Source organism: Aestuariirhabdus litorea (assembly GCF_003864255.1).
In the GTDB taxonomy this organism is placed as follows: Bacteria; Pseudomonadota; Gammaproteobacteria; order Pseudomonadales; family Aestuariirhabdaceae; genus Aestuariirhabdus; species Aestuariirhabdus litorea.
Genome location: NZ_QWEZ01000002.1, coordinates 981228 through 993113 on the forward strand (window position 1 = coordinate 981228; position 11886 = coordinate 993113).

An 11886-nucleotide genomic window follows, 5' to 3' on the forward strand; every position below is an offset into this window, starting at 1 on the left:
TGGAAAGGCAGAGAAATAGATGACAATTCCCACCAACACTACCCCTCGGGTATCGCTGAGGGCGATCAGCAAGCGCTTTCCCGGCGTGCTGGCCAATGATCAGGTGAACCTTGACATCTACCCCGGTGAGATCCATGCCCTGCTGGGTGAGAACGGGGCCGGCAAAAGCACCCTGATGAAGATGATCTACGGGGTGATGCAGCCGGACGAAGGTCGCATCTTCTGGGATGGCCTGCCGGTAGAGATCAGCGCCCCCTCTGAGGCCCGCCAGCTGGGCATCGGCATGGTGTTCCAGCACTTTTCCCTGTTTGAAACCCTGACCGTGGCGGAAAACATCGCCCTCTGCCTGGAGCCTGCCCAGGCCAAGGATATGACGGCACTCGGCGAGCGCATCCGCGAGGTTTCCCGGCGCTACGGTATGGCCCTGGAGCCGGACCGCCTGGTGCATACGCTGTCGATCGGCGAGCGCCAGCGGGTCGAGATCGTGCGCTGCCTGATTCAGAAGATCCGCCTGCTGATCCTCGACGAGCCCACCTCGGTACTGACCCCCCAGGAGGTGGAGGGGCTCTTTACCACCCTGCGCCAGTTGGCGGAGGAGGGTTGCAGCATCCTCTTTATCAGCCACAAGCTCAACGAGGTGCAGGCGCTGTGCCATAACGCCACCATCCTGCGGGGTGGCCAGGTGACCGGCGAGTGCGTGCCGGCCGAAGAGACCGCCGAGAGTATCGCTCGCCTGATGGTGGGGGATGATACCCCGGTCAGTGCCATCCATGACCGCGCCACCGGCGGCGAGGAGTACCTCTCCATTCGTAGCCTCGACCTGGTCTCCAAAGACCCCTTCGGGGTCTCCCTCAAGGGGATCAACCTGAGTGTCAGGGCCGGGGAGATTGTGGGGATTGCCGGGGTGGCCGGTAATGGCCAGGAGGAGCTGCTGGCGGCCTTAAGCGGCGAGTCGCTGGAGACCCACCGTGAATCGATCCGCCTGCCCCAGGGCTATATCGCCCATATGTATCCTGGCCAGCGGCGCGAGGAGGGGCTGGCGTTTGTGCCCGAAGAGCGCCTTGGGCGCGGTGCGGTACCGGACATGAGCCTGGTCGAAAACGGGTTGCTGACGGCAGCCCGCTCGGGGCTGGTTAAACACGGCTTGATCAATTGGCGCAAGACCCGTGCCTTTGCCCAGCAGATCGTGAGCCAGTTCAACGTCAAGAGCAGTGGCATTGATGCCCCGGCCAAGAGTCTGTCGGGCGGTAACCTGCAAAAATTTATCATGGGGCGGGAGATTCTCCAGCACCCCACCCTGCTGATCGCCTCCCACCCCACCTGGGGGGTAGATATTGGCGCAGCGGTGGCCATCCATAAAGAGTTGATCAGCCTGCGCAACAAGGGCGCTGCGATCCTTATCGTATCGGAAGATCTGGATGAGCTGTTCGAGATCAGCGATCGTATCTGCGCCATCTGCCACGGCCGCTTGTCGCCCATGGCTGACACGGCCAGAGCCTCCATCGCGCAGGTGGGGAGCTGGATGGCGGGCCACTTTGAGCTGGCGTCCGAGGGCGGGGAGGTGACCGATGTCGCTTAGTCTTCAACGCCGTGCCCAGGAGTCGCGGCTCATGGCCTACTGCTCGCCGCTGCTGGCCCTGCTGTTGACCCTGGTCACCGGGGCGCTGCTGTTCTGGGTGCAGGGGCGGGAACCCCTGCAGGGGCTCTACACCTTTTTCGTGCTGCCGGTGTCGGATCTCTATGGCCTTTCGGAGCTGGGGGTCAAGGCGGCCCCCATTCTGCTTTGCGCCACCGGCCTGGCACTCTGCTACCGAGCCAATGTGTGGAACATCGGCGCCGAGGGCCAGCTGTTGATGGGGGCCCTGATCGGTAGCGCCCTGGCGCTGCAGTGGTTGGGTTCCGAGTCGGGCTGGGCCCTGCCCCTGGTGCTGGTGACCGGCTCGCTGGCGGGGATGGCCTGGGCGGCGATCCCGGCGGTGCTGAAGAACCACTTCAACACCAATGAGATCCTCACCACCATCATGCTCAACTACATCGCCCTGAACCTGTTGCTGTTCGCGGTGCACGGTCCTCTCAAGGACCCGGGGGGCTTCAACTTTCCCGAATCCGCTCTCTTTTCCGACAGCACCCTGTTACCGGTCCTGATGGAGGGCTACCGGTTGCACCTGGGGGCGCTGCTGGCGCTGTTGGCGGTGGTGGTGGCGTGGGTGATTCTGAGTCGGACCTTTGTGGGGTTCCAGATCCGGGTGCTGGGCCTCGACAGCAGTGCTGCCCACTACGCCGGCTTTCGCGAGAAGAAACTGGTGATGATGGTGCTGTTGTTCAGCGGTGCCATGGCGGGGCTCGCCGGGGTGTCTGAGGTGACCGGTCCCATCGGCCAGCTGGTGCCTACGGTCTCTCCCGGCTACGGCTACTCGGCGATCATCGTCGCCTTCCTGGGGCGCCTGCATCCAGTGGGTATCTTCCTGGCCAGCCTGTTGATGGCGCTGGTCTATATGGGCAGTGAAATGGGGCAGATCGAAATGGGCTTGCCGCTGGCGTTGGGGGGGCTGTTCCAGGGCGTACTGCTGTTCTTCCTGTTGGCCTGTGACTTTTTAATCCTCTACCGTGTTCGCTGGGTGCGAGCCGGCAGGGATGCGGCGGCGAGCGAGGCCTGATCGATGGATATCGACCTGATTACCAATATTCTGTTTGCCATGGTCCGTACCGGCACCCCCCTGTTGCTGGTTGCCCTCGGCGAGCTGGTGTGTGAAAAGTCCGGTGTCCTCAACCTCGGCCAGGAGGGGATGATGCTGATGGGGGCGATGGCCGGCTTCGGGGTCGCCTTTACCACCGGCAACCTCTGGTTTGGTGTGGCGGCAGGCATCTTCGTCGGCATGCTGATGTCGCTGCTGTTTGGTTTCCTGGCCCTCAACCTGAATGCCAACCAGGTGGCCAGCGGGCTGGCGCTGACCATCTTTGGTGCCGGCCTGAGCGCCTTTATGGGCAGTGGCTTTGTGGGTAAGCCACTGTCGGGTATGGAAGCCTGGGTGATTCCGGTGCTGAGTGACCTGCCACTGATCGGCAAGGCGCTGTTTGCCCAGGACCCGCTGGTCTACCTCTCGTTTATCCTTTTTGGCGCAGTATTCCTGGTGATCTACCACAGTCGTCCGGGGCTGATCCTGAAAGCGGTGGGTGAGTCGCCCGAATCCGCCGTGGCGGTCGGCCTGTCGGTAATGCGGGTGCGCTATCTGGCGGTGTTGTTCGGCGGAGCCATGGCCGGCCTGGCGGGGGCCTATCTGTCTCTGGCCTATACTCCCCTGTGGTCCGATAACATGACCGCCGGGCGCGGCTGGATTGCCCTGGCGCTGGTGGTATTTGCCAGCTGGCGGGTCGGTCGGGTGCTGCTGGGGGCCTACCTGTTCGGTGCCGCCAGCATCATGCACCTGGTTATGCAGGGGCTGGGGGTGTCGGTCTCCTCCAACCTGCTCGCCACTCTGCCCTATTTGGCAACCATTCTGGTTCTGGTACTGTTATCGAGCAATCAGGCACGGATCAAACTCTTTGCCCCCATGTCCCTGGGCAAACCGTTCCACAAGACACAATAAAGCCGCTAGCCAAGGCTAACGGACACAGCGAGAACTAAAGCAACGATCACTCTCAAGGAGATAGCGATGACCAATCGATTTACCCCGGCGGCCCTGCTTCGTGCGACCGCCTCCCTGCTGCTGGCCGCTGCCCTGTCCGGCCCTGCGCTGGCCGCTGAAAAGCTTAAGGTGGGCTTTGTCTATGTGGGCCCGGTGGGCGATGCCGGCTGGACCTTCGAGCACGACGAGGGTCGCAAGGAGATGGAAGCGGCACTGGGTGGCCAGGTTGAAACCAGCTACGTGGAGAGTGTCAGCGAGGGAGCCGACTCCCAGCGGGTGATTCGCCAGCTGGCCCAGAGCCATGACCTGGTGTTTACCACCAGCTTCGGTTACATGAACCCGACCCTTAAGGTAGCCCAGAGCTTCCCCAAGGTGGCCTTTATGCACGCCACCGGTTACAAGCGCGCCAAGAACGTGGGTACCTACTCCGCACGTTTCTATGAGGGGCGTTACCTGACCGGCGTCATCGCCGGCCACATGACGAAGAGTAACGTCATCGGTTACGTTGCGGCCTTCCCCATCCCCGAGGTGGTCCAGGGCATCAACGCCTTCACCCTGGGGCTGCGCAGCGTCAACCCCAAGGCCGAAGTCAAGGTGGTGTGGGTGAACACCTGGTACGATCCGGCCAAGGAGCGTGAAGCTGCCGAAGCTTTGATCGCCCAGGGTGCCGATATCATCAACCAGCACACCGACTCTCCCGCGCCGGTTCAGGCGGCCGAGGAGAAGGGGGTTTACGCCTTCGGTTACGACTCTGACATGACCGCTTTTGGCCCGCGCGCTCACCTGACCGGTAGCGTGGTGCATTGGGGTGGGTTTTACACCCAGACCGCCAAGGCAGTGCTCGATGGCAGCTGGAAGGCGGATGACACCTGGGGCGGTATCGCCGCCGACATGGTGAAGATGGCCCCCTATAACAGTGCCATCCCCAAGGCGGTAGTGGAGCAGGTGGAAGGGATCAAGGCGAGCATTGTTGATGGCAGCTTCCACCCTTTCCAGGGCCCCATCAAGGATCAGCAGGGCAAGGTCGTCGTGCCTGAGGGCACCACCATGAGCGATGGTGAGATCCTATCCTTCAACTGGTATGTTGAAGGGGTCCAGGGCGAACTGCCCAAATAAGGGAGAAGGGAGGAAAGCATAAAAAAACCGCGCCTGGCGCGGTTTTTTTATGACGGCGTGCACAGGGTGGATGCGTTGCTGGAAACCCGCCGCCAGATCGCCTAGCTTTAGGGTCTGCCGATTGAGGCGTTAAGGAGCGGTTTATGTCCCTGTATGAAAGGATGGGTGGTGCGCAGGCGGTTGATCGGGCGGTTGACCTGTTTTATCGCAAGGTGCTGGCGGATGAACGCATCGCCCCCTTTTTCAGCCAGGTCAATATGCAGTCCCAGGCACGCCGCCAGAAAGCGTTTCTGACCATGGTTTTTGGAGGGCCGGTGGAATACAGCGGCAGGCAGATGCGAGAGGCGCACGCTCGCCTCAAGCTGGATGAGAGCCACTTTACGGCCGTCACCACCCACCTGCGCGCCACCCTCAGCGAGCTGGGAGTAGCTGAGGCCGATATTGCCGAGGTGGTTAAGATTGCCCAGAGCCACAAATCGGATGTGTTGAATCGTTAGTCGCCCACCGCTGGGCGGGAGACCTTGCTTTTTATGAGAGTGGCAGTGTTTTGTGGCTCCTCCGCGGGGCGGGATACCGCTTATGCCGAGTCGGCCCGGACCCTCGGGCGCGCTTTGGTGACGGCGGGCCATGAACTGGTGTACGGCGGCGGCAATGTGGGTTTGATGGGGTTGGTGGCCGACGCGGTGATCGAGGCCGGCGGATACTCGGTGGGGGTCATGCCCAGGGCCCTGCGCGAGCGTGAGATCCAGCACCCCGGGTTGAGTGAGCTGCACATAGTGGCGGATATGCACGAACGCAAGGCCACCATGGCCCGGCTGGCCGATGGCTTCGTGGCGCTGCCCGGAGGGATAGGGACCCTTGAGGAGCTGTTTGAGGTCTGGACCTGGGCCCAGCTGGGGTACCACCTAAAGCCCTGTGCGCTGCTGAATGCGGGGGCGTACTACGATGGGTTGCTGGGCTTCCTCTCCCACATGGTGGAGGAGGGCTTTATGGGCCCGGCCTACCGCGAGATGCTGATCGTCGAGCGCGAACCCGCAGCGCTTTTGGAGGCGATCGCCACCTACTCACCACCACCGGGAAAGTGGGGCTAGCCTGCATCACTCCGGCTTATTGACTACCATTCAGGCGGACGCTGGGGACCGGGATTGCTGGCCCAGGGCGACATCGCCTGAGTACTATGGGTCCCTGTTTCTCCCCCCGAACCTAATAAGGAGTTCCCATGTTGAAAGCCCAATACAATGCACGTGGACCGGTTCCAGAAGCCTCCATTGAGGCGGTCAGCTTCGAGAAGCCGGTCCTGGATAGCGGCCAGGTACTGATTGAGGTGCTGGCCGCACCAATCAACCCCTCCGATGTACTGACCCTGACGGGCGAGTACGGCATGTTGCCGCCGCTGCCAGCGGTGGGAGGCAATGAAGGGGTGGGGCGAGTGGTAGAACAAGGCGCCGGGGTGGATGCACCCGCCGTGGGGCAGACGGTGTTGCTGCCGGTCGGCTGCGGTACTTGGGCCTCCCACGTGGTGGCGAGCGCCGGGGAGCTGGTTCCGCTGCCCAATGATGCCGATCCCCAGCAGCTGGCGATGATGACCGTGAATCCCCCCACCGCCTCCCTGCTGTTGAGTGAGTTTGTCGACCTGGCTGCCGGCGACTGGGTGATCCAGAATGCCGCCAACTCCGGAGTGGGTGGCTACCTGATCCAGCTGGCACGTCTGCGCGGCTACAAGACAGTGAATGTGGTAAGGAGGGAGTCAGCGGTCGCGGCGGTTGAGGCCGAGGGGGCCGATGTGGTGCTGGTGGATGGCGATGACCTGCGCCAGCGGGTACTGGAGGCGACCGGTGGCGAGATGCCGCGCCTGGCGATCGATGCCGTAGGGGGCGCGGCCACCGACCGCATCGCTGCCTGCCTGGGCGAGGGGGGCATCCTGGTCAACTATGGCGCCATGAGCCGAGAGCCCTGCCAGATAGCTCCGTTGAACCTGGTGTTTAAGGATATACAGGTTAAGGGATTCTGGCTGGCGCGCTGGTTTCAGCAGGCCTCGGCCGAGCAGAAAATGAAGGTGTTCGGTGAGGTGGCCGGCTTGATTGCGGCCGGAAAGCTGCATGCGCGGGTAGCGGCCAGCTTCAGTCTCGAACAGATCAAAGAGGCGGTGGCTGCGGCGGCTGCCGGTGAGCGAGAGGGTAAAGTGATGGTGGTCCCCAATCGCTCCTGACCGGCGCGACCTTTGCGAGCAGGGGTGGAGGCCGGAGGTCACCGCTCCCATGGGCGAACGCCCCCCGACAGGCTAGAATCAGTCTTCGCGCTTTTTCAGGGAGCAGAGCCGATGCTGGTGAACCGTTTAATTGAGACGCTGGGGCATGAGGAGATCAAGGCCCTGGCCCTCAGCCTTCAGGGGTTGGTGGGGCACCACCTGCAGTGGCTGAATCGCATTCACCAGGTTTTTATCTGCCAGCAACCGATCGATTATCCATTGGCCCGAGACTATCGAGGTTGCTCCTTCGGCCAGTGGTATTACGGGGTTTCCCAGCGCGAGCTCAAGCAGGCTCCCGAATTTATTCGCATTGGCCGGCTTCACCAGCAGCTGCACGAGCTGGCGACCGAGATGCTGCTGCAGTATGAGCAGCAGGGGGTGGTTAATGAAGCACTCTACGGGGAGTTCACCACCATCGAGCAGCGCTTTGTGGCAGAGGTGGAGGCACTGGCCTTCGCCATCGATGACACCACGCGCCAGTTCGACAGCTTGACCCACCTGCCTACCCGCAGCCTGATGGGTGTCGTGCTGGAAAAAGAGCTTTCACGGGTCAACCGCAGGCGAGGCTCCTGTTCCCTGGTGATGGGGGACATCGACCACTTCAAGGAGGTCAATGACCGCTATGGCCACCCGATGGGTGATCGGGTGCTGGAGGCGGTGGCGAGCTACTTCGAGGAGGCCCTCAGGCGCTACGATGTGGTGTCACGCTATGGAGGGGAGGAGTTTCTCTTCTCGATGCCGGAGACGGACCTGGGCGCGGCTTGCGAGATTGCCGAGCGCTTGCGCGAGGGGCTGGAGGCCACCCCGATCCCCATGCAGGAGGGGGCAGAGGTGTGGGTGACCGCTTCGTTCGGGGTGGCCGAGATGGAGCCCGGCAAGCCTCTGGTAGAGGCCATTAGTCGTGCCGACGAGGCGCTCTACAGGGCCAAAAAAAGCGGCCGCAACCGGGTTTGCGGTTGGTCACAAGAGAACCGGGCCGGAGGTGTTTGAGATCATGCATTGGCTGGAGATGAAGATTCCCCCACCCCTTTATCTGCTGATGTTTGGTGGCGCCATGTGGTGGCTGGCGGACACGGGTATTGGGTGGCAGTGGCACGATCCGCTGCTTTTGGTTCTGGGCTGGGGGGTGATCGCGGTCGGGGTGTCACTCGACCTTGGCGGGCTATGGCGATTTGTTCGCGCCCGCACTACCGTTAACCCCTACCGACCCGAGCACAGTTCGGTGCTGGTGGTGGAGGGCGTCTACCGCTATACCCGTAACCCCATGTACCTGGGTATGTTGCTGGTGCTGGTGGGCTGGGGCTGTGTGCTGGGGTCGGCGCTGGCGTTGCTGCTTCCGCCGCTGTTTGCCCTGTGCCTGACGCGGGTGCAGATCCTGCCTGAAGAGCGGGTGCTGGAGAAAACCTTTGGGGCGTCGTATCAGGCGTACCGGCAGCGGGTGCGGCGCTGGTTGTAGCCGCTCAGGGGGTCTTGTGGGCAACCTGCTGCTGGCCGATCAACTGGCCCGCGCTGACCAGGCTGATGCCCTCGGCTTCCAGCTCTGGAAGTCGTTGCTCCAGCAGGTCAAGGGTCTCTGGGTAGGGGTGGCCGATCAGTACCGCAGTGCCTGTCTGGCGCGCGATGCGCAAGCCTCGCTCGAAGGCGTCGGCGATCGCTAGCGGATCGCGTTCGTGGTCGAGAAATACCTGTCGGCTCAGATGCGGTACGCCGACCGCCTCGGCGGTACGGGCACCCACCGTATTCGAGCTGGTGCGACTATCGACAAAAAACAGCCCCCGCTCCTGAAGAACCCCCATGGTCCAGTGCATCTGCTGGGCCTGCTCGGTCATCAGGCTGCCCATATGGTTGTTGACCCCGCGCACAAAGGGGACGCTATCGAGTGACTCGGCCAGTTGCTCCGTAAATCCGCTCCGGTCCATGCCCAGGGTGAGGGCACCAGGCCCCAACGCAAGTTGCTGGTGGTTCTCCATGGGGGCGTGCAGCATGATCTCCTTGCCCTGCGCATGCCCCAGGGTGGCCAGGTGGGTGGCGTGGGGGGTATAGGGTAGGATCGCGAGATTGAGGGGGCCCGGGAGGCCGGCGCTGCGCTCCCCCTGCTGAAGGTTGTTGCCGATGTCGTCGATGATGATCACCAGCCGCGGGGCCAGGGGGCGCGTCATGGGTGAGGAGGAGGCCTCAGCCGGTGTCGGCGGCGTTGCCACGGGGGCTTCAATGGCAGGGGGCGGGTTGAGCGCCAGCCATCGCAGAAGCTGCTCGTGGCGGTCACGGGCGGGCATGGGCAGAGGGGCGCGCAGGTCACTGCCCGCAAAGGCGGGTGAGCTGCTGGTGCCCCCCAGCATCAAGGGGAGAGCCAGCAGGCACAGGGCGGCCAGCACTCCCCTCATTGGCTGTCGGGCGCCTCAGTCGTGGAGGTGGCAGGCGCCTGCTGCGGGTAACGGCTGATGTGCAGCCCCTTCAGAAGGCTGAGGGCCTGGTACAGCTGGTAGTCCTCCTGGGCGAGGTGGCTGCGCGCCTCCTTGAGTTCGCTGCTGGGCTTGTCGGCCCCGCCGTTGCCATTACCCAGGTGGCCCTGCAGGTCCGCCTCCTTGACCCCTGTGGATCGCTCGGCGGGGGTGAGTGTGGCCCGCTCTACTTCGATATCGGGCACGATACCCTGGGCCTGTATGGAGCGCCCGTTGGGGGTGTAGTAGAGGGCGGTGGTGAGCTTGAGGGCGCGCTGGTTGGCCAGCGGCAGCACCGTCTGAACCGAGCCCTTGCCGAAGCTGTCGGTGCCCATAATGATGGCGCGGTGGTGATCCTGTAACGCCCCGGCAACGATCTCCGATGCGGAGGCGGAGCCTCCGTTGATCAACACCACCAGTGGGGTATCGGGGGCGATGCTACGGTCGCTGGCGTTGAAGCGCAGCTCCGAGTTGGGGATGCGGCCTTCGGTGTAGACGATCAGCCCCTTCTCGAGGAACAGGTCCGACACATCCACTGCCGCCTGCAGTACCCCTCCGGGATTGTTGCGCAGGTCGATGACCAGTCCATTGAGGGGATGCTGCTGACGCAGCTTTTCAATGGAGCGGGTCACCTCCTCGCCACTGTTGACCTGAAACTGGGTAATGCGCAGATAACCGTAGCCGGGCTCCAGCTCACGGCTTTTGACGCTGGTCACGCGGATCACCGCACGCTTCAGGGTGAGATCGAAGGGAGCGTCGCTACCGCTGCGCATGATGGTCAGCTCGATCGCCGTGCCCGGTTTGCCTCGCATCAGCTCGACCGCCTCCTGCAGGCTCATCCCCTTGACCGGTTTCTTGTCCAGCTTAATGATCAGGTCGCCGGCTTCAATACCCGCTTCGGCGGCGGGGGTGTCATCAATGGGGGCCACCACCTTGATAAAGCCATTCTCCATACCGACCTCGATACCTAGGCCGCCAAACTCTCCGGAGGTGTTGACCTGCAGGTCGTTGAAGGCTTCCGGGTCGAGGTAGGCAGAGTGGGGGTCGAGCCCGGCCAGCATCCCTTTTATCGCGCTCTCCAGCAGCTCCTGATCCGTCACCTCTTCCACATAGGCGCTGCGAATGCGTTCAAAGATCTCGGTAAAGGTACGCAGGTCGTCCAGCGGCAGATGAGCCGGGGTACCCTCTTCGGCATGCAGTGGTGCACTCAGGCTCAGGGTAATCGCCAGCGCCGCGCCGGTGGTCAGGGTGCCGATATGGCGAAAGAGGGGGCCCATGCATTGCTCCTTGGGTGATGGGTGGGGTACAGATTCTTTATAACCTATTGGCGCGCAAGGCAGCAACGCAAAGGGTTCTGGGGCTTGCCCCGGTAGCGGATCTCGAAATAGAGCCCGTTGGCCGGTTGTCCGCCGCTGTTGCCGGCGGTGGCGATGGTCTCTCCGGCGTCCACCCATTCGCCCAGCTCCTTGAGCAGGCTGCGATTGTGGGCGTAGAGGCTCAGGTAGTCGTTGCCGTGATCGACAATCAACAACAGCCCAAAGCCGCGTAGCCAGTCAGAGAATACCACGCGACCGTGGTGAATAGCGTTAACCGGCGCACCCTCGCTGGCACTGATATAGATGCCGTTCCAGCGCTGTTTGTTCCCCTTGCTGCTACCAAAGCGGTGGCGCAGTTTGCCTTTGACCGGCCAGGCCATCTTGTGCAGCTGTTGTTTGAAGGGCTTGCCCGGTACGCTGAGATTGGCGATGGCGCTCTGCAGCGACTCCAGGATCTGTTGCAGCTCTGCCTGCTGCTGCTGTTTGTCGGCCAGGTCCCGGTCCTTCTGCTGGAGGGTTTGTTGCAGCCGTTGCATCAAACGCTGGCGCTCAGACTGCTGGGTTAACAGGCGGGCGCGCTGCTGCTGGCGCTGGTCGCGTTGCTGGTTGAGCTGCAGCTGGGTTTGGGAGATCTGCTGATCGAGCTGCTGCAGCCGGGCCAGCTGCTGGCGGTAGCGGCGGATCTGCTTCCCGTGGGCGCGGTGAAGATAGTCAAAGTAGTGCAGCATGCGACCGCTGTGTTGCGGGTCCTGCTGGCTCAGCACCAGTTTCAGGTAAGGCTGCTGGCCGCTACGGTAGAGGGCGCGCAGGGTGTTGGCGATCTGCTGCTGCTGGCCCTGGATTTCACTGACCAGCTGGCGCTGGTCAGTTTGCAGCTTTTTTAGGCGCTGCTGGCCCTCCTGCAACCGTTGCTCAAGCTGTTTGATCTGCTGGTGGAGGTCACCGATCTCCTGCTCCGAGCGCCCCAGCTGCTGCTCGACGCTGCTGCGTTGGCTGCGGATCTTGTTCAGCAGCGCCTGCATCTGCTGGATATCCTTCTGCAGCTGCTCGAGCTGCTGGCGGGCCTGGGCCTCATCGGTTTCTGCACCAGCGGCCAGGGGCAGCGTGAGCAGCAGTAAAGTCAGGAATAATCTGCGCAT

General features: G+C 62.8%; 12 protein-coding genes. 9 read left to right on the plus strand and 3 right to left on the minus strand.

The window, feature by feature from the left end; genetic code table 11:
- Positions 1–19 precede the first annotated feature (19 nt).
- From D0544_RS14715 to D0544_RS17440, 9 genes are all read left to right on the plus strand, one after another.
- Positions 20–1579, plus strand: coding sequence for an ABC transporter ATP-binding protein (locus D0544_RS14715; protein WP_125017448.1), 1560 nt, complete (start codon positions 20–22; stop codon positions 1577–1579).
- Positions 1569–2657, plus strand: a complete 1089-nt coding sequence (locus tag D0544_RS14720) for an ABC transporter permease (protein WP_125017450.1) — start codon at positions 1569–1571, stop codon at positions 2655–2657. The genes D0544_RS14715 and D0544_RS14720 overlap by 11 nt, the downstream gene beginning before the upstream one ends.
- A gap of 3 nt (positions 2658–2660) precedes the next feature.
- The gene (locus D0544_RS14725; RefSeq protein WP_125017452.1) at positions 2661–3587 is read left to right on the plus strand and encodes an ABC transporter permease; all 927 of its coding nucleotides are present in this window, start codon (positions 2661–2663) and stop codon (positions 3585–3587) included.
- A gap of 66 nt (positions 3588–3653) precedes the next feature.
- Positions 3654–4742, plus strand: a complete 1089-nt coding sequence (locus D0544_RS14730) for a BMP family ABC transporter substrate-binding protein (RefSeq protein ID WP_125017454.1) — start codon at positions 3654–3656, stop codon at positions 4740–4742.
- 143 nt (positions 4743–4885) lie between these two features.
- On the plus strand, positions 4886–5239 hold the full coding sequence (locus D0544_RS14735) for a group I truncated hemoglobin (protein ID WP_125017456.1): 354 nt from the start codon (positions 4886–4888) through the stop codon (positions 5237–5239).
- A gap of 33 nt (positions 5240–5272) precedes the next feature.
- Positions 5273–5833, plus strand: coding sequence for an LOG family protein (locus D0544_RS14740; RefSeq protein ID WP_125017458.1), 561 nt, complete (start codon positions 5273–5275; stop codon positions 5831–5833).
- Positions 5834–5961: 128 nt separating this feature from the next.
- The gene (locus D0544_RS14745; RefSeq protein ID WP_125017460.1) at positions 5962–6951 is read left to right on the plus strand and encodes a zinc-dependent alcohol dehydrogenase family protein; all 990 of its coding nucleotides are present in this window, start codon (positions 5962–5964) and stop codon (positions 6949–6951) included.
- Positions 6952–7068: 117 nt separating this feature from the next.
- Complete coding sequence (locus D0544_RS14750; protein ID WP_164880944.1) at positions 7069–7980, plus strand: diguanylate cyclase; 912 nt, start codon at positions 7069–7071, stop codon at positions 7978–7980.
- Positions 7973–8446 (plus strand): methyltransferase family protein, encoded by a 474-nt coding sequence (locus D0544_RS17440; RefSeq protein WP_207905897.1) that lies wholly within the window; start codon positions 7973–7975, stop codon positions 8444–8446. The genes D0544_RS14750 and D0544_RS17440 overlap by 8 nt, the downstream gene beginning before the upstream one ends.
- A gap of 4 nt (positions 8447–8450) precedes the next feature.
- Here D0544_RS17440 and D0544_RS14760 read toward each other — a convergent pair whose 3' ends face one another.
- Genes D0544_RS14760 through D0544_RS14770 form a run of 3 tightly spaced genes read right to left on the minus strand, consistent with a single transcriptional unit; the run spans position 8451 to position 11886 of the window.
- On the minus strand, positions 8451–9374 hold the full coding sequence (locus D0544_RS14760; RefSeq protein ID WP_125017464.1) for a divergent polysaccharide deacetylase family protein: 924 nt from the start codon (positions 9372–9374) through the stop codon (positions 8451–8453).
- Entirely contained in the window at positions 9371–10708 is a 1338-nt protein-coding gene (locus D0544_RS14765) for a S41 family peptidase (RefSeq protein ID WP_125017466.1), read from the minus strand. Before D0544_RS14765 ends, D0544_RS14760 begins: the two co-directional genes overlap by 4 nt.
- A 44-nt stretch (positions 10709–10752) precedes the next feature.
- Entirely contained in the window at positions 10753–11886 is a 1134-nt protein-coding gene (locus tag D0544_RS14770) for a murein hydrolase activator EnvC family protein (protein WP_125017468.1), read from the minus strand.